At 63.6% G+C, this 17,575-nt stretch carries 20 protein-coding genes; 1 reads left to right on the top strand and 19 read right to left on the bottom strand.

Annotated elements, in window-relative coordinates:
- Window positions 1-81: 81 nt before the first annotated feature.
- From der to trmJ, 19 genes are all read right to left on the bottom strand, one after another.
- Window positions 82-1,545 (bottom strand): ribosome biogenesis GTPase Der, encoded by a 1,464-nt coding sequence (gene der / locus KH389_RS04730; protein WP_043862517.1) that lies wholly within the window; start codon window positions 1,543-1,545, stop codon window positions 82-84.
- A 117-nt stretch (window positions 1,546-1,662) separates the two neighbouring features.
- Window positions 1,663-2,814, bottom strand: coding sequence for an outer membrane protein assembly factor BamB (gene bamB, locus KH389_RS04725; protein WP_054916600.1), 1,152 nt, complete (start codon window positions 2,812-2,814; stop codon window positions 1,663-1,665).
- Entirely contained in the window at window positions 2,807-3,448 is a 642-nt protein-coding gene (locus KH389_RS04720; RefSeq protein ID WP_043862519.1) for a YfgM family protein, read from the bottom strand. The genes bamB and KH389_RS04720 overlap by 8 nt, the downstream gene beginning before the upstream one ends.
- Window positions 3,449-3,487: 39 nt before the next feature.
- Window positions 3,488-4,777 (bottom strand): histidine--tRNA ligase, encoded by a 1,290-nt coding sequence (hisS, locus tag KH389_RS04715; protein WP_054916601.1) that lies wholly within the window; start codon window positions 4,775-4,777, stop codon window positions 3,488-3,490.
- A gap of 28 nt (window positions 4,778-4,805) precedes the next feature.
- A complete protein-coding gene (gene ispG / locus KH389_RS04710) occupies window positions 4,806-5,915 on the bottom strand; it encodes a flavodoxin-dependent (E)-4-hydroxy-3-methylbut-2-enyl-diphosphate synthase (RefSeq protein WP_043862521.1) in 1,110 nt (369 codons plus the stop codon).
- 3 nt (window positions 5,916-5,918) lie between these two features.
- Complete coding sequence (locus KH389_RS04705; RefSeq protein ID WP_078479945.1) at window positions 5,919-6,911, bottom strand: RodZ domain-containing protein; 993 nt, start codon at window positions 6,909-6,911, stop codon at window positions 5,919-5,921.
- Window positions 6,911-7,669, bottom strand: coding sequence for a type IV pilus biogenesis/stability protein PilW (gene pilW, locus KH389_RS04700; RefSeq protein ID WP_043864471.1), 759 nt, complete (start codon window positions 7,667-7,669; stop codon window positions 6,911-6,913). The genes KH389_RS04705 and pilW overlap by 1 nt, the downstream gene beginning before the upstream one ends.
- Before the next feature lie 7 nt (window positions 7,670-7,676).
- Window positions 7,677-8,825 (bottom strand): dual-specificity RNA methyltransferase RlmN, encoded by a 1,149-nt coding sequence (gene rlmN, locus KH389_RS04695; protein ID WP_054916603.1) that lies wholly within the window; start codon window positions 8,823-8,825, stop codon window positions 7,677-7,679.
- A gap of 28 nt (window positions 8,826-8,853) precedes the next feature.
- Window positions 8,854-9,279, bottom strand: a complete 426-nt coding sequence (gene ndk / locus KH389_RS04690; protein ID WP_043864469.1) for a nucleoside-diphosphate kinase — start codon at window positions 9,277-9,279, stop codon at window positions 8,854-8,856.
- Window positions 9,280-9,370: 91 nt separating this feature from the next.
- On the bottom strand, window positions 9,371-9,571 hold the full coding sequence (gene iscX / locus KH389_RS04685) for a Fe-S cluster assembly protein IscX (protein ID WP_054916604.1): 201 nt from the start codon (window positions 9,569-9,571) through the stop codon (window positions 9,371-9,373).
- 14 nt (window positions 9,572-9,585) lie between these two features.
- Entirely contained in the window at window positions 9,586-9,927 is a 342-nt protein-coding gene (gene fdx / locus KH389_RS04680; RefSeq protein ID WP_043864467.1) for an ISC system 2Fe-2S type ferredoxin, read from the bottom strand.
- A 3-nt stretch (window positions 9,928-9,930) separates the two neighbouring features.
- A complete protein-coding gene (hscA, locus tag KH389_RS04675) occupies window positions 9,931-11,793 on the bottom strand; it encodes a Fe-S protein assembly chaperone HscA (protein ID WP_043864466.1) in 1,863 nt (620 codons plus the stop codon).
- Between the two features lie 41 nt (window positions 11,794-11,834).
- Window positions 11,835-12,356: a co-chaperone HscB gene (gene hscB, locus KH389_RS04670; RefSeq protein WP_213606971.1), complete on the bottom strand. Its 522-nt coding sequence runs from the start codon at window positions 12,354-12,356 to the stop codon at window positions 11,835-11,837.
- 8 nt (window positions 12,357-12,364) lie between these two features.
- Window positions 12,365-12,688, bottom strand: coding sequence for an iron-sulfur cluster assembly protein IscA (gene iscA, locus KH389_RS04665; protein ID WP_043864464.1), 324 nt, complete (start codon window positions 12,686-12,688; stop codon window positions 12,365-12,367).
- A gap of 28 nt (window positions 12,689-12,716) precedes the next feature.
- Window positions 12,717-13,103 carry a Fe-S cluster assembly scaffold IscU gene (gene iscU / locus KH389_RS04660; RefSeq protein WP_002552476.1) on the bottom strand — a complete coding sequence of 129 codons (387 nt, stop codon included), beginning with the start codon at window positions 13,101-13,103 and terminating at the stop codon, window positions 12,717-12,719.
- Window positions 13,104-13,149: 46 nt separating this feature from the next.
- Window positions 13,150-14,364 (bottom strand): IscS subfamily cysteine desulfurase, encoded by a 1,215-nt coding sequence (locus KH389_RS04655; RefSeq protein WP_043864463.1) that lies wholly within the window; start codon window positions 14,362-14,364, stop codon window positions 13,150-13,152.
- Window positions 14,365-14,407: 43 nt separating this feature from the next.
- Window positions 14,408-14,899: a Fe-S cluster assembly transcriptional regulator IscR gene (gene iscR, locus KH389_RS04650; RefSeq protein ID WP_043864462.1), complete on the bottom strand. Its 492-nt coding sequence runs from the start codon at window positions 14,897-14,899 to the stop codon at window positions 14,408-14,410.
- 154 nt (window positions 14,900-15,053) lie between these two features.
- A complete protein-coding gene (gene cysE, locus KH389_RS04645; protein WP_054916605.1) occupies window positions 15,054-15,836 on the bottom strand; it encodes a serine O-acetyltransferase in 783 nt (260 codons plus the stop codon).
- Window positions 15,837-16,610, bottom strand: a complete 774-nt coding sequence (gene trmJ / locus KH389_RS04640) for a tRNA (cytosine(32)/uridine(32)-2'-O)-methyltransferase TrmJ (protein WP_043864460.1) — start codon at window positions 16,608-16,610, stop codon at window positions 15,837-15,839. It abuts the gene before it with no gap.
- Window positions 16,611-16,755: 145 nt separating this feature from the next.
- Here trmJ and suhB point away from each other — a divergent pair, with 145 nt between their 5' ends.
- Window positions 16,756-17,574 carry a type III secretion system regulator SuhB gene (suhB, locus tag KH389_RS04635; RefSeq protein WP_043864459.1) on the top strand — a complete coding sequence of 273 codons (819 nt, stop codon included), beginning with the start codon at window positions 16,756-16,758 and terminating at the stop codon, window positions 17,572-17,574.
- The last annotated feature ends 1 nt before the right edge of the window (window position 17,575 follow it).

Here is a 17,575-nt window from a genome sequence, read left to right as displayed (position 1 = left end):
CCAGCGTTGCTGGCGAAAGGGTAAGCGCGGTTCAGTTGATCCGCGCTGCCCATTTCGCCGGCAAGGCCGGCTCCCGCACCATCAGCGCTTGTCCTTGCGCTTCTTGGCCGACTTCTTGTGGTGCGACATCAGGCGGCGCTTCTTGTTGACCTGGCGGTCGGTCAGGGTGTTCTTGTTGCCTTCGTACGGGTTCTCGCCACCCTTGTACTCGATGCGAATCGGCGTACCGACCAGCTTGAGCACACGGCGGTAGGTGTTTTCCAGGTAGCGCGAGTAGGACTTGGGCACCTTCTCCACCTGGTTGCCGTGGATCACGATGATCGGCGGGTTGGCACCCCCCAGGTGGGCATAGCGCAGCTTGATGCGACGGCTGTTGACCATCGGCGGCTGGTGCTCGCTGACCGCGTCTTCGAGGATCTGGGTCAGGCGGCTGGTCGGCCAGCGGGTGACCGCCGACTTGAACGAGTTCTGCACCGACTGGTACAGGTTGCCCACGCCAGTGCCGTGCAGTGCCGAAATGAAGTGAATGTCGGCGAAGTCGACGAAGAACAGCCGTCGTTCCAGCTCGGTCTTCACGTAGTCACGCTCGCCCGGCTGCATGCCATCCCACTTGTTGAGCGCGATCACGATGGCGCGACCGGCTTCCAGGGCGAAGCCCAGCAGGTTCAGGTCGTGGTCCACCACGCCTTCGCGGGCATCCATGACGAAGATCACCACGTTGGCGTCCTTGATCGCCTGCAGGGTCTTGACCACCGAGAACTTTTCGACTTCCTCGTGGATCTTGCCGCGCTTGCGCACACCGGCGGTGTCGATCAGCGTGTACTTCTCGTCATTGCGCTCGAAGGGAATGTAGATGCTGTCGCGGGTGGTGCCGGGCTGGTCGTACACGATCACACGGTCTTCACCGAGCATGCGGTTGACCAGGGTCGACTTGCCGACGTTGGGGCGACCGATGATGGCGATCTTGATGCCATCCTTCTCGCTGGGGCCAGGAATGCGCACGGCTTCCTCGCCCTCGGCGACGTTCATGTCGATCTCTTCTTCTTCCTTGTCCCGCGGGAAGTCGCTGAGCACAGCCTCGAGCAGGTTGTTCACGCCACGGCCCTGGGCGCCGGCCACGCCGATGGCGTTGCCCATACCCAACGGTGCGAACTCGGCAATGGCGGTGTTCGGGTCGATGTTGTCGATCTTGTTGGCCACCAGGAACGAGCGCTTGTTGCGCTTGCGCAGGTGCTCGGAAATCATCTGGTCGGCAGCGGTCAGACCGGCACGGGCATCGACCAGGAACAGCACCACATCGGCTTCTTCGATGGCCAGCAGCGACTGCTCGGCCATTTTTTCGTCCATGCCATGTTCGTCACCGGAGATACCACCGGTGTCGACCAGGATGTAGGAGCGCCCTTGCCAGCGCGCCTCGCCATATTGACGGTCACGGGTCAGGCCAGACAGGTCGCCAACGATGGCATCGCGGGTCCTGGTCAGGCGGTTGAACATTGTAGATTTGCCGACGTTCGGTCGGCCCACCAGGGCGATTACGGGAACCATGCGGCTCTCCACTGCTTGAATTCAAAAAATACAAAGGCCGCTGCAGTGCAGCGGCCGGAGTTCGGGCGGCGCCCCGAAGGCGCCGCAGCCCGAGGCCCGCAGGCCTCAAGCATAGACTCAGCGAATGGTCAGCGCCTCGAGTTTGCCGCTGTTGCCAAACACATAAATCATGTCACCTACCACCAGCGGGCGTGCACGCAGGCCATCGCTGTCGATGCGCTCGCGACCCACGAAGCGGCCGTCCACCTGGCTCAGCAGGTGCAGGTAACCTTCCAGGTCACCCACGGCCACGTAGCTGGAGAACACTTCCGGTGCCGACAGCTGGCGACGGGCCAGCGAGTCGTTGCTCCACAGCGCCGACGAAGAACGCTCGTCGATGCCTTCGACCGTACCGGACGCCAGGCTCACGTAGACGTTGCCAAAGCCCTGGGCCACACCGGCGTAGCTGGAGGCATCGCGCTGCCACAGCACGCGACCGCTTTCCAGCTCGAGGCCGGCGACGCGCCCCTGGTAGCTGGCCACGTACAGCACACCGCCCGACAGCAGCAGGCCGCCGTCGATATCCACCACGCGGTCAAGCTCGGAACGCCCTTGCGGAACGGCAACACGTTGCTCCCAGACCGGCACGCCGTTCTGGGTGTCCAGCGCCACGACCTTGCCGGTCGAGAGGCCGGCCACGGCCAGGCGGTTGGTCACGATCGGCGCACCGGTACCGCGCAGGGTCAGTACGGCCGGGGTGCTTTCGTAGATCCAGCGGCGGTCGCCGGTGCTGGCATCCAGGCCGATCACGCGATCGTCCTGGGTCTGCACCACCACCACGTCACCGTTGGTCGCCGGGGGCGCCAGTACTTCACTGGTGACCCGCGCACGCCACTTTTCTTCGCCGGTGCTGGCATCCATGGCGATCACTTCACCCTTGAGGGTGCCGAGCATGACCAGGCCGTAGCCGACACCCACCGCACCGGATACCGGCAGGTCGAGGTCTTTCTTCCAGATCACGTCGCCGTTCATGCGGTCCAGCGCCATCACCACGCCGGTCACATCGGCGGCGTAGATGCGGTCGTTCTCGATGGCCGGGACGAGCATGTTGAAGCTCTCGCCCTGGCCGTCACCGATCGAACGGCTCCACTGCTTCTTCAGTACCACCTCTTCGGTGAACTTGGTCAGCTCGGCCGGCGGCAGTTCCTTTTTGCTGTTGCTGCTGCAACCAACGGCCAGAAGGGCCACGGCCAGCACTGCTGCATGTTTCCAACCGATCACGTCACGCATCCCCTTTGGCAAGGTCGTCGAGCTTGAGTTGCAGGCCACCGATCGCGGCGTCATCCGACAGCGCGGCCTTGGCCTTCTGATACGCGGCGTGAGCATCATCGGCGCGACCCAGCTGTACCAGCAGGTCGCCCTTGAGTTCTTCACGGCTGGCCAGGAAGGCCTTGTCGGCATCGCCATCGAGCAGCTTCAGGGCGTCATCGACCTTGTTCTGCGCGGCCAGTACACGGGCCAGGCGCTGACGGGCAATTTCGCCCAGGGTGGCGTCGGCCGGCTTGTCGAGCACGCTTTTCAGTTCGCTGGCGGCGTCGTCGAGCTTGCCGCTCTCGACCGCGACCTTGGCCACGAACAGGCTGGCGTACTGCGCGTAGGCCGTGCCGCCGAACTCGCTCTTGAGCTTGCCCGACAGGTCCGCGACCTGGGCCATGTCCGGCTGGCCGGTCGGCGTCAGGGTGGTTTCAAGCAGGGCCTGATAAAGGTTCGAAGCACCTTGGGACTGGTTGCCCTGGTACTTCTGCCAGGTCTGCCAGCCCAACACTACCACCAGCGCCAACAGGCCACCGGTCAGCAGTGGTTTGCCGTTGCGCTGCCACCAATCCTTGAATGCGGCCAGTTGTTCATCATCGCTACTCGACACCCCAATACTCCTTTTCACCAAATCGGCTGTTGACCCGCTTCACGCCTGCGCGAGGGAAGCTTCCAGGTGCTCGGCCAGAGCATCCCAGGCAATGTTTTGTTGTTCGCCCTGACCACGCAGGGGTTTGAAACCTACCACTTGTTGCGCCAGTTCGTCGTCCCCCAGGATCAAGGCATACAGAGCGTTGCTCTTGTCGGCCTTCTTGAACTGGCTCTTGAAGCTGCCGCCACCGGCATTGACCTGCAGGCGCAAGCCCGGCAGGCGGTCACGCAGACGCTCGCTCAGGGCCAGCCCGGCGAGTTCGGCCTGTTCGCCAAAGGCGCACAGGTAGACGTCGATCTGACGCGAAATCGACTCGGGCACCTGGCCCAGGGTCTCGATCAGCAGCAGCAGACGCTCGATGCCCATGGCAAAACCCACGCCCGGGGTCGGCTTGCCGCCCATCTGCTCGACCAGGCCGTCGTAGCGGCCACCGGCACATACGGTGCCCTGGGAACCGAGCTTGTCGGTGACCCACTCGAACACGGTCTTGCTGTAGTAGTCCAGGCCACGCACCAGCTTGGTGTTGATCACGAACGGAATGCCGGCGGCGTCCAGACGAGCCTTGAGGCCCTCGAAGTGCACGCGCGATTCTTCGTCCAGGTAGTCTTCGAGCTTCGGTGCACCCACCAGCGCCGCCTGGGTGTTGGCGTCCTTGCTGTCGAGGATGCGCAGCGGGTTGGTCTTGAGGCGACGTTGGCTGTCTTCGTCCAGTTGCTCCAGGCGCGCCGAGAGGAACTCGACCAGCGCGTCACGGTAACGGCCGCGGGCTTCGCTGGTACCCAGGCTGTTGAGTTCGAGCTTGACCGCATCGCGGATGCCCAGCAGGCCCCACAGGCGCCAGGTGAGCACGATCAGCTCGGCGTCGATGTCCGGGCCATCGAGGTTGAACACCTCCAGGCCGATCTGGTGGAACTGGCGATAGCGGCCCTTCTGCGGGCGCTCGTGGCGGAACATCTGGCCGATGTACCAGAGCTTCTGCACCTGGCCACCACCGCTGATGCCGTGTTCGAGCACGGCGCGCACACAGGCGGCGGTGCCTTCGGGGCGCAGGGTCAGGGAGTCGCCGTTGCGGTCGGCGAAGGTGTACATCTCTTTTTCGACGATGTCGGTCACTTCACCGATGGAACGCTTGAACAGCTCGGTCGGCTCGACGATCGGGGTGCGGATCTGGCGATAGCCGTAGGTGTCCAGCAGGCCGGCCACGGTGCTCTCGAAATAGCGCCACAGCGGGGTCTGCTCGGGCAGGATGTCGTTCATGCCACGAATGGCTTGCAGCGATTTGCTCACGGTAAATCCTTAACGAAATCGGTGTCGGTCAACCGCGGGCAATCACTGCCGCGTCGGCCTCGGCCTTCTCGGCCGCTTTCTGGCGGATGAGTTTTTCCAGCTCATCCACCAGGTTGTCATTGGTCAGCTTCTGCGCCGGCTTGCCATCGATGTAGATCAGGTTCGGCGTGCCGCCGGTGAGCCCCACGTGGGCTTCCTTGGCTTCGCCGGGGCCGTTGACCACACAGCCGATCACCGCCACGTCCAGCGGTACCAGCAGGTCTTCGAGGCGCCCTTCGAGCTCGTTCATGGTCTTGACCACATCGAAGTTCTGCCGCGAGCAGCTCGGGCAGGCGATGAAGTTGATGCCACGCGAACGCAGGTGCAGCGACTTGAGGATGTCGTAGCCGACCTTCACTTCCTCGACCGGGTCGGCGGCAAGCGAGATGCGGATAGTATCGCCAATCCCTTCGGCAAGCAGCATACCGAGGCCCACGGCCGATTTCACCGTGCCCGAGCGCAGGCCGCCTGCTTCGGTGATGCCCAGGTGCAGCGGCTGCACGATCTGCTTGGCCAGCAGGCGATAGGCCTCGACGGCCATGAACACGTCGGAGGCCTTCACGCTGACCTTGAAGTCCTGGAAGTCCAGGCGATCGAGGTGCTCCACATGACGCATGGCCGACTCGACCAGGGCCGCCGGGGTGGGCTCGCCGTACTTCTTCTGCAGGTCCTTTTCCAGGGAGCCGGCGTTGACGCCGATACGGATAGGGATGCCGCGATCACGCGCGGCATCCACCACCGCGCGCACGCGGTCTTCACGGCCGATGTTGCCGGGGTTGATGCGCAGGCAGTCCACACCCAGCTCGGCCACGCGCAAGGCGATGCGGTAGTCGAAGTGGATATCGGCCACCAGCGGCACGCTGACCCGCTGCTTGATGCGGCCGAAGGCTTCGGCCGCGTCCATGTCCGGTACCGAGACGCGCACGATGTCGACGCCGGCATCCACCAGGCGGGTGATCTGTGCGACGGTGGCATCGACGTCGTTGGTGTCGGTGTTGGTCATGCTCTGGACGGCGATGGGTGCATCGCCGCCGACAGGCACATTACCTACCCAGATTTTGCGCGATTCGCGACGTTTGATCGGAGATTCGCCGTGCATGACTTATTGTCCCAACTTCAGGCGAGCAGTCTCGCCACTGGTGAACGGCGCCACGTCGACGGGCTGGCCGTTGAAACTGATCTGTGCGCCACGGGCAAAGCCCAGGCGTACCGCGAACGGCGGCTTGCCGGTGAGCTCGAGGGTCTCGCCCTTGCGCTTGGTGGCATTGACCAGCACCTTGCCGTTGCCGTCGGTGACCGAAGTCCAGCAATCGGCAACGAACTGCATGTGCAACGAGGCGCTGCCGGCAGCCGGTGCAGCCGCTGGCGCAGCGGGGGTGGCAGGCGCAGGGGCGGCAGCCACAGCCGGGGCGCTGGCCGCAGGGGCCGGCGCTACGGGAGCCGGGGCTACGGGTGCGGCAGGCGCAGCTGGCGCCGGGTTGCTGGCGGCCGGGGCCTGTGCGGCAGCCTCGTCGGTGGCAGGCTGGGCCTGCTCGGCCGGTGCGCTGGCAGCCGGCGCTTCCTGGCTTTCGGCCACGGCCTGGTCTTCAGGCTCGTCCAGCGGGTGGATCTGGGTGGTACCGTCGGCGCTCTCGACCTCGACGTGTTCCATGGCCAGGCTGGCCAGGTCCTTGCCGCGCAGGCTGGTCTGGTCCTGCCACCAGAAGAAGCCACCGCCGATCACCAGGATCAGCAGCAACAGGCTGACGATGCGCAGGATGTTGTGCGACAGGCGTACCGGCTCTTCGATACGCCCCAGCGCATGCACGTCGCTGCCCTGGGAATTGCTGCCAGTGGCCTGGTCGAAGGCCAGCACCAGTTCGGCCTGGTCCATCTCGAACAGCTTGGCGTAGGCACGGATATAGCCGCGGGCGAAGGTATGCCCTGGCAGCTTGTCGAACGCGCCGGTTTCAAGGTTGTTCAGGGAACTCACGGTCAGGTTGAGCTTGCGGGCCACTTCGGCCTGCGACAAGCCCTTGCTTTCACGGGCCTGACGCAAGGTCTCACCGGGATTCTGGCGAGTCGCTGCTGCTACTTCGGGATGCGCCGCTTTCATCATTGCTCCGACAGGTATTGCTGATATTCCGGCGTACCGGGATAAAGTCGTTGTAATTGCACGCCCAGTTCGGCGGCCTTGTCAGGTTCTTCGAATACAGTTGCCAGGCGCGAACCCAGCAGCAGGCTGCGGGGGCCGTGATCGCTCAGCTGGCTGAAACGATCGTAGTAGTCGCGCGCCGGCACATAATGCCTGTCTTCGTAAGACAACTCAGCCATTTCGAGCAACGCGCGCGGTTGCTGCTGGTTGAGCCGTAAAGCCTTTTGCAGGTGTTCACGCGCCTGCTCGCGCTGACCCAGCTTGATGGCGGTCAGGCCAAGGTTCTCGAAAACCCGGGAGCGTTCAGGATACAGGGTATCGGCCGCCGCTTGGCGAAACATCTGCTGCGCCTGGGCATAGCGCCCCTGTGCATACAGGAAACTGCCGAAATTGTTGCGAATACGGGGGTCGTCGGGGTTGGCAGCCAGGGCCTTGCGGTAATACCCCTCGGCCAGCGCCGGCTCGTCCTCGCGCTGGAACACCAGGGCCAGCGCGGCATTGGCTGCCGGGTCGCGAGCGTCCAGTTCAAGGGCCTTTTTCAGCGGCACCTTGGCGCGTTCGGTCAAACCTTGTTGCAAATAACCCAGGCCCAGTTGCACATAGGCCTGGCGTGCCTCTTCGCGCCCCTTGCCGCTTTGCAGCGGGTCGGAACTGCCGCTGCCGACGCAGCCGGCAAGCAGCGTCAGCAACAGGGTTGGCAGCGCGGCGCGCAGGCCCATGTCGGCCTCAGTTGCCCGCCGCGCCGGTTTGCGGCATATCGGCGTCGGCATTGAGCTGCCGTACCGCGATATAGCGCTCACTGCGGCGCGTGCGGTCCATCACCTGCCCCACCAGCTGACCACAGGCCGCGTCGATGTCCTCGCCACGGGTGGTGCGCACGGTAACGTTGTAGCCGGCCTGGTGCAGGTGGTCCTGGAAGCGGCGGATCGCGTTGTTGCTCGGACGCTCGTAGCCGGAGTGCGGGAACGGGTTGAACGGAATCAGGTTGATCTTGCACGGGATGTTCTTGAGCAGCTCGACCATCTCGACCGCGTGCTCGAGCTTGTCGTTGACGTCCTTGAGCAGGGTGTACTCGATGGTCAGCACACGCTTCTCGCCGAGTTCGGCCATGTAGCGCATGCACGACTCGAGCAGCATCTTGAGCGGGTACTTCTTGTTGATCGGTACCAGCTCGTTGCGCAGGGCGTCGTTGGGTGCGTGCAGCGACAGCGCCAGGGACACGTCAATGTGCTTGGCCAGCTGGTCGATCATCGGCACCACGCCGGAGGTGGACAGGGTCACACGGCGCTTGGAAATGCCGTAGCCCAGGTCGTCCATCATCAGGTGCATGGCGGCGACCACGTTGTCGAAGTTGAGCAGCGGCTCACCCATGCCCATCATCACCACGTTGGTGATGGCGCGGTCGATGGTGGCGGGAATGCTGCCGAACGACTTGTTGGCAATCCACACCTGGCCGATCACTTCGGCGGCGGTGAGGTTGCTGTTGAATCCTTGCTTGCCGGTGGAGCAGAAACTGCAGTCCAGGGCGCAACCGGCCTGGGACGAGACACACAGGGTGCCACGCTTGCCCTGGGGGATGTACACGGTCTCGACGCAGCTGCCGGACGCCACGCGCACCACCCACTTGCGGGTGCCGTCGCTGGAGATGTCCTCGCTGACCACTTCGGGGCCGCGAATCTCGGCAACGGCCTTGAGCTTCTCGCGCAGGGCCTTGCCGACATTCGTCATGGCGTCGAAATCATCGACGCCAAAGTGGTGAATCCATTTCATTACCTGGCCGGCACGGAAACGCTTCTCCCCGATGGACTCGAAGAATTTTTCCATTTCCGGCTGGGTCAGGCCCAACAGGTTAGTTTTACCAGTCGATGTCGTCATGGATTCACCCTCACTCGTAAGCTGTCGCTTAGCGAGCGGTTACCTCGGTAGCTGCGAAGAAGTACGAGATTTCGCGAGCAGCAGCGGCTTCGGAGTCCGAACCGTGAACGGCGTTGGCGTCGATCGACTCGGCGAAGTCGGCACGGATGGTACCGGCAGCAGCTTCTTTAGGGTTGGTGGCGCCCATCAGCTCACGGTTCAGAGCGATGGCGTTTTCGCCTTCCAGAACCTGTACAACGACCGGGCCGGAGATCATGAAGGCAACCAGGTCACCGAAGAAGCCGCGCTCTTTGTGCTCGGCGTAGAAGCCTTCGGCTTCGGCTTTGGACAGTTGCTTGAGTTTCGAGGCAACGACGCGCAGGCCGGCTTTTTCGAAACGGGTGGTGATCTCGCCGATCACGTTCTTGGCAACGGCGTCAGGCTTGATGATGGAGAAAGTACGTTGAACAGCCATGGTGTAACTCCAGAAACAGTAAGTGAAGCGAAAAATTAAACCCGCGAATTATACGCGGGTTCCGGGGGATTGCCTAACCTGCCGAGTGCGCTCAGTCGGCTTCTTCGATCCAGGCGGCCTGAATGGCTTCAAGCACCTTCTCTCCGCCACGGTTCGGATCGTCGCTGAAGTCGGGCAGGGCCTGCACCCAGCGGCTCAGTTCGACGAAATTCACGTAGCGAGGATCGACTTGCGGCTTGCTTTCGGCAAGCTGAATTGCAATTTCAAGTACATCAACCCATTTCAGGCTCATGATGACTCCAACGGTCAGTGCGGCGCTTCGGCGGCGTGGTTGAGCGAGTATTTCGGGATCTCGACGGTCACGTCCTCGGTGCCGACCTTGGCCTGGCAGGTCAGGCGCGACGTGGGCTCCAGGCCCCAGGCGCGGTCGAGGTAGTCCTCTTCCAACTCGTCGGCCTCGTTCAGCGAGTTGAAACCCTCGCGGATCACGCAGTGGCACGTGGTGCAGGCGCAGACGCCGCCGCAGGCGCTTTCGATCTCGATGTGGTTGTCATGGGCCACTTCAAGGATGGACTTACCGGTTTCGGCCTCCACCACCATTCCGTCCGGACAGAACTTCTCGTGGGGCAGAAAAATCACCTGCGGCATCAGTTACTCCTCGATCTCATTCAGGTTGCGCCCGGCCAAAGCGGCTTTTACCGTCGAATCAAGGCGACGGGCGGCAAAGGCATCGGTCACTTGCGACAGACGCTTGGTCTGCTGCTCGATGGCGGCGCCATCGGTACCGTTCATCAAATCACGCAAGTCTTGCATCTGTTGTTCGATCGCCAGGCGCTCTTCGGCGTCCAGCAGGCGCTCGCCATCGGCGTCCAGCGCGCCCTGCACCGCTTCGAGCAGACGCTCGGCGTCGACCTGGTGCTCGCGCAACTGGCGCGCCACCTTGTCATAGCCGGCATGCTCGAAGGAGTCCTTGAGCATGCGAGTGATCTCGCCGTCGGTCAGGCCGTAGGACGGCTTGACCTGAATGCTCGATTCCACACCCGAGCCCAGCTCGCGCGCCGAAACGCTGAGCAGGCCGTCGGCGTCGACCTGGAAGGTGACGCGAATCTTCGCCGCACCGGCCACCATGGCCGGAATGCCGCGCAGTTCGAAGCGCGCCAGGGAGCGGCAGTCGCTGATCAGCTCACGCTCACCCTGCAGCACGTGGATCATCATGGCCGACTGGCCATCCTTGTACGTGGTGAATTCCTGGGCACGGGCAACCGGGATGGTGGTGTTGCGCGGGATCACCTTCTCCATCAACCCGCCCATTGTTTCCAGCCCCAGGGACAGCGGAATCACGTCGAGCAGCAGCAGTTCGCCGCCGTCGCGCTTGTTGCCGGCCAGGGTATCGGCCTGGATCGCGGCGCCGATGGCCACCACCTGATCGGGGTCGATCTCGGTCAGCGGGGTACGCCCGAACAGCGCGCCCACCGCCTCGCGCACACGCGGCACGCGAGTGGAACCACCGACCATGACCACGGCTTCGACTTCATCCAGCTCGATGCCACTGTCGCGCACGGCGCGGCGACAGGCCTTGAGGCTGCGCGCCACCATCGGTTCGATCAGCGCGTCGAAGCCGGCACGGGTCAGCTCGCCCTGCCAGGCGCCATGGCTCACGGACACGACATCGCTGTTGGTCAACGCTTCCTTGGCCGCACAGGCAGCTTGCAGCAGTTGACGCTGGGTGCCGGGGTCGAGGTCGGCAGACAGGCCCGCCTGCTCGATGATCCAGCCGGCCACCGCATGGTCGAAGTCATCGCCGCCCAGGGCGCTGTCGCCGCCGGTGGCCATCACTTCGAACACACCGCCGGTCAGGCGCAGGATGGAAATGTCGAAGGTGCCGCCGCCCAGGTCATAGATGGCCACCACGCCTTCGGCGTTCTGGTCCAGGCCATAGGCCACAGCCGCAGCGGTCGGTTCGTTGAGCAGGCGCAGCACGTTCAGCCCGGCCAGGCGCGCAGCGTCCTTGGTGGCCTGGCGCTGAGCGTCGTCGAAGTACGCCGGCACGGTGATCACCGCGCCGACCAGCTCGCCACCCAGGGTGGCTTCGGCGCGCTGGCGCAGCACCTTGAGAATGTCGGCCGAGACTTCCACCGGGCTTTTCGGGCCCTGCACCGTGTCGATGAACGGCATGTGCGACTCGCCGCCGACAAAGCGGTAGGGCAGTTGCTCGCCCAGTTGCTTGACGTCGGCCAGGCCGCGCCCCATCAGGCGCTTGACCGACAGCACGGTGTTCAGCGGGTCGCTGGAGGCCGCGTCACGGGCACTGTAGCCCACGTCGACATGGTTGGCGTGATAGCGCACCGCCGACGGCAGGATGACCCGGCCCTCGGCGTCTGGCAGCGGTTCGGAAATGCCACTGCGCAATGCAGCGACCAGCGAATTGGTGGTGCCAAGGTCAATGCCCACGGCCAGGCGGCGCTGATGGGGCTGTGGCGTCTGACCGGGTTCGGCGATCTGCAGTAGGGCCATGCTTATCTGATACCAGGGGTGTCGCCAACGGCGCCACCGGGTTAATCGTCGAGGCGCTCTTCCAGCTGGCGCACTTCATAGGCGAGCTTGTCGAGGAACTGCATGCGGCGCATCAGGCGCTCGGCCTGTTCACGCTGCGCAGCATCCTCCCAGCAGGCGGCGAAGTCCTCGTTGAGTGCTTCCTGGGCGACCTTCAGGCGGCGCTTGAACGCGCCCACGCCATCGAGGTCGGCACTGTCCTGCAGGTCTTCGAGCTCTTCTCGCCATTGCATCTGCTGGAAGAGGAACTCGGGGTCGTGGACAGTGACTTCCTGCGGCACTTCGTGGCCCCCCATCGCCAACAGGTAGCGCGCCCGCTTGGGCGCACTCCTGAGGGTCTGGTAGGCGTCGTTGAGGCCGGCCGAGCGCTCCAGCGCCAGGCGCTGTTCACGCTCGGGGGCATCGGCGAAGCGGTCCGGGTGAACCTCGCGGGCCAGCTCGCGATAGCGCGCGGCCAGCTTATCGAGGTCCAGGCGAAAGCCCGGCTGCAGGTCAAACAGGGCGAAATGACAAGGAGTACCCACGCGCAGCCTCAGACGTTGAAGCTTTCGCCGCAGCCACACTCACCGCGCACGTTGGGATTGTTGAACTTGAAGCCTTCGTTCAACCCTTCCTTGACGAAATCCAGTTCGGTTCCGTCCAGGTACACCAGGCTTTTCGGGTCGATGATCACCTTGACGCCGTGACTTTCGAACACCTGGTCCTCGCTGTCCGGCGCGTCGACGAACTCCAGCACGTAGGCCAGGCCCGAGCAGCCGGTGGTGCGAACGCCCAGGCGAATGCCGTCACCCTTGCCGCGTCCTTCGAGGGAGCGCCGCACGTGGTTGGCGGCGGCTTCTGTCATGCTGATAGCCATCGAGACTCCTTACCTGCAACAGGCGAACTTAGAGCAAACCTTTCTTCTGCTTGTAATCGCGCACGGCCGCCTTGATGGCGTCCTCGGCGAGTACCGAGCAGTGGATCTTCACCGGCGGCAACGCCAGTTCTTCGGCCAGCTGGGTGTTCTTGATGGTTTCGGCTTCGTCCAGGGTCTTGCCCTTCATCCACTCGGTAGCGAGGGAGCTGGAAGCGATGGCCGAACCACAGCCGTAGGTCTTGAACTTGGCATCTTCGATGACGCCCTGCTCGTTGACCTTGATCTGCAGGCGCATCACGTCGCCGCACGCAGGCGCGCCGACCATGCCGGTACCGACATCCGGGTCCTCGGCATTCATCTTGCCGACGTTGCGTGGGTTTTCGTAGTGGTCGATGACCTTTTCACTGTAAGCCATGGTGCTATTCCTTCCTCATCAGAGAGCCGCTCTTGCTGGCGACTACTTAGTGCGCAGCCCACTCGATCTTGGAGATGTCGACGCCGTCTTTGTACATATCCCACAGCGGCGACAATTCGCGCAGCTTGGTCACGGCCTCGCAGACCTTCTGCGCGGCGTAGTCGATTTCTTCTTCGGTGGTGAAGCGACCGAAGGTGAAGCGGATCGAGCTGTGCGCCAGTTCGTCGTTGCGGCCCAGGGCGCGCAGCACGTAGGACGGCTCGAGCGATGCCGAGGTGCACGCCGAACCCGAAGACACTGCCAGGTCCTTGAGGGCCATGATCAGCGACTCGCCTTCGACGTAGTTGAAGCTCAAGTTCAGGTTGTGCGGAATACGCGCGGTCATGCTGCCGTTGATGTACAGCTCTTCAAGGTTCTCGACCTGCTTGTAGAAGCGGTCGCTCAGCGCCTTGATACGCAGGTTCTCGCTGGCCATCAGCTCCTTGGCGATGGCGAAGGCTTCGCCCATGCCGACGATCTGGTGGGTAGCCAGGGTGCCCGAACGCATGCCGCGCTCGTGACCGCCGCCGTGCATGGTGGCTTCAAGACGCACGCGCGGCTTGCGGCTGACGTACAGCGCGCCGATGCCTTTGGGGCCGTAGGTCTTGTGCGCCGAGAACGACATCAGGTCGACCTTCAGCTTCTGCAGGTCGATCTCGACCTTGCCGGTGGACTGCGCGGCATCGACGTGGAACATGACGCCACGCGAGCGGGTCAGCTCGCCAATGGCGGCGATGTCGTTGATGGTGCCGATTTCATTGTTCACGTGCATGATCGACACCAGGATGGTGTCTTCACGCAGGGCTGCCTCGACCATGGCCGGGGTGATCAGGCCATCGGCGCCCGGCTCGATGTAGGTGACTTCGAAGCCTTCACGTTCCAGCTGACGGGTGCTGTCCAGAACGGCCTTGTGCTCGATCTTGGAGGTGATCAGGTGCTTGCCCTTGGTGCCGTAGAAGTGCGCGACGCCCTTGATTGCCAGGTTGTCGGACTCGGTGGCGCCACTGGTCCAGACAATTTCCCGCGGGTCGGCGTTGACCAGGTCGGCGACCTGGCGGCGAGCGTTCTCGACCGCTTCTTCGGCTTTCCAGCCAAAGACGTGGGACCGCGAGGCCGGGTTACCGAAGTTCCCGTCGACCAGCAGGCAATCGCTCATCTTCTGGGCGACACGTGGGTCGACCGGGGTGGTCGCGGAGTAATCGAGGTAGATCGGCAACTTCATTGAATATCTCCTATCAGGCGGGCTCATCGCGCAGTCGAAACGGTCATTCGACGGCGGATGTCTCAATCTTGTCCAGATGCGGTGTCCGGCCCGCCATGCGGCGCAGGTCCTGACGCTGGGCGACTTCTTGCACCTCACGGCGAGTAACAAGGTCAGCCAGGCTGATACCGCTCAGAAATTCGTGAATCTGCTGGCTGAGATCACACCACAAGTGGTGGGTCAGGCAGGTATCGCCAGCGTGGCAATCACCCAGGCCCTGGCAGCGTGTAGCGTCGACCGATTCGTTGACCGCATCGATCACCTGGGCTACCTGGATGCTTTCCATCACGCGCGACAGCTGGTAGCCGCCGCCTGGACCGCGCACACTGGAAACCAGACTGCTGCGACGCAGCTTGGCAAACAGCTGCTCCAGATAGGAAAGGGAGATGCCTTGGCGCTCGGAAATGTCGGCCAGGGACACCGGCCCGTTTTGCGCGTGCAACGCCAGGTCAAGCATGGCAGTCACGGCGTATCGGCCTTTTGTAGTCAGTCGCATGGCTATTTGGTACCACGGGAGTTACGGGATGTGTGCGAGTATGCGATTCCCGAGCATTTAAGTCAACTATAAGACCTACTGCTTTAGTCGGGATTGCGCCTGAGAGGCGGCGCAGAGTGTAGCAAAGTCGGGCGCGCCAGCGCACGCCCTTCTGTCAATGCGTCGACGCGTCGCTGCGGGCGTCGGCCTTCACGTCCGCGAAGTCTTCGTCACGCAGGGCCGGCAGTTCCTTGGCGCAGTAGTCGCTGCCCAGGTTCTTGAGCGCACCGCACATGTCCTCCAGGCGCCCGTCCACCGCTTGCAGGTGGTCGAGCAACTGGCCGATGGCGCGGGCCACCGGGTCGGGCATGTCTTCGCTCACGCCGTAGGCGTCGAAGCCGATCTTCTCGGCCATGGCCTTGCGCCGGGCCTCCTGCTCGGCGTCGGACTTGACGATGATACGCCCCGGGATGCCCACCGCCGTAGCGCCGGCCGGCACCGCCTTGGTGACCACCGCATTGGAGCCGATCTTGGCCCCCGCGCCCACGGTGAACGGGCCCAGCACCTTGGCGCCGGCCCCCACCACCACGCCGTCCTCCAGGGTCGGGTGGCGCTTGCCCTTGTTCCAGCTGGTGCCGCCCAGGGTCACGCCCTGGTACAGGGTCACGTCATCGCCGATCTCGGCGGTTTCGCCGATCACGATGCCCATGCCGTGGTCGATGAAGAAGCGCCGTCCTACCTTTGCACCGGGGTGAATCTCGATGCCGGTCATCCAGCGACCGAAGTTGGACACCAGCCGCGCCAGCCACTTCCAGTCCCGTACCCACAGGGCATGCGCCGCGCGGTGCAGCCAAATCGCATGCATGCCCGGGTAGCAGGTCAGCACTTCAAAGGCATTGCGCGCCGCCGGGTCACGGTGGAAAACGCTTTGGATATCTTCACGCAGACGCTCGAACATTTACTGATCCTTCCGCTTGTGCGCATCGCCCCGGGCCGCTTTCTGGGTTTCGGTGAGGATGCCGCGCAAAATGCTTATTTCCGATCGACTCACCGCGCTGCGCCCGTACAGGCGACGCAAACGCGGCATCAGGTGCTTGGGCTTGGTCGGGTCGAGAAAGCCGATGTCCACCAGCGCGGACTCCAGGTGCTGGTAGAACAGCTCCATTTCGTCCATGGTCGCCAGCTCGGCGCTGCGCACCGAGGCCACTTCGACCTTCTCGACTTTCGACGCCTGCCCGTCGGCTGCCAGCCAGGCCATGCGCACTTCATAGGCCAGGACCTGGACCGCAGCCGCCAGATTCAGCGAACTGAAATCCGGGTTGGACGGGATATGCACGTGATAATGACATCGCTGCAGCTCGTCGTTGGTCAGGCCGGCATGTTCACGGCCGAACACCAGCGCCACCTCGGCACCCTCGCCTGCCTGCTCGACGACCTTGGCGCCGCATTCGCGCGGATCGAGCAGGGGCCACGGGATGCGCCGGTCGCGGGCACTGGTGCCCACCACCAGGGTGCAGCCCACCAGCGCATCCTCGAGCGTGGCCACCACCTCGGCACCCGCCAGCACGTCATCGGCGCCGGAGGCACGGGCACTGGCCTCGTGGGAAGGAAAGTCGTTCGGCTCGACCAGCACCAGGCGCGACAGGCCCATGTTCTTCATGGCGCGCGCAGCCCCGCCGATATTGCCGGGGTGACTGGTATTGACCAGGACGACACGAATTCTTGGCAGCACGGGCACGGCTCACAGACACGGAAGGAAGGGAGCAAATCTTACAGAAGCGACCGGCATTACGCTATGAAAGCAAATGTCGCCCTTCTTCGTTCAAAGTTTTCTGCTAGAATGTTCGGCTTTCTTTAACGACCCAGGTGAAACGTCCATGCAGCCCATGCTGAATATCGCGCTGCGCGCCGCCCGCAGCGCCAGTGAATTGATTTTCCGCTCCATCGAGCGCCTGGATACCATCAAGGTAGATGAGAAAGACGCCAAGGATTACGTCTCCGAAGTCGACCGCGCGGCGGAAAAAGTCATCGTCGACGCCCTGCGCAAGGCGTACCCGAACCACTCCATCTACGGTGAAGAAACCGGCCTGCATGCTGGCAACGGCGAAGAAGGCAAGGACTACCTGTGGGTCATCGACCCGCTCGACGGTACCACCAACTTCCTGCGTGGCGTCCCTCACTTTGCCGTGAGCATCGCGTGCAAGTACCGCGGCCGCCTGGAACACGCCGTGGTCCTCGACCCGGTACGCCAGGAAGAATTCACCGCCAGCCGTGGCCGTGGCGCCCAGCTCAATGGTCGCCGCCTGCGCGTCAGCGGTCGCACCAGCCTGGACGGCGCCCTGCTGGGTACCGGCTTCCCGTTCCGTGACAACCAGATGGATGGCCTGGACAACTACCTGGGCATGTTCCGTGCCCTGGTCGGCCAGACCGCCGGCATCCGCCGCGCCGGCGCCGCGAGCCTGGACCTGGCCTATGTGGCCGCCGGCCGCTTCGATGCGTTCTGGGAGTCGGGCCTGAGCGAGTGGGACATGGCGGCAGGCGCACTGCTGATCCAGGAAGCGGGCGGCCTGGTGAGCGACTTCACCGGTGGTCATGACTTCCTCGAGAAGGGCCACATCGTTGCCGGCAACATCAAGTGCTTCAAGGCGGTGTTGACGGCGATCCAGCCGCACCTGCCGGCCTCGCTGAAGCGCTGAG

The organism is Pseudomonas qingdaonensis (assembly GCF_018398475.1).
In the GTDB taxonomy this organism is placed as follows: Bacteria; Pseudomonadota; Gammaproteobacteria; order Pseudomonadales; family Pseudomonadaceae; genus Aquipseudomonas; species Aquipseudomonas palmensis.
This window is presented reverse-complemented; position numbering and strand designations above follow the sequence as displayed.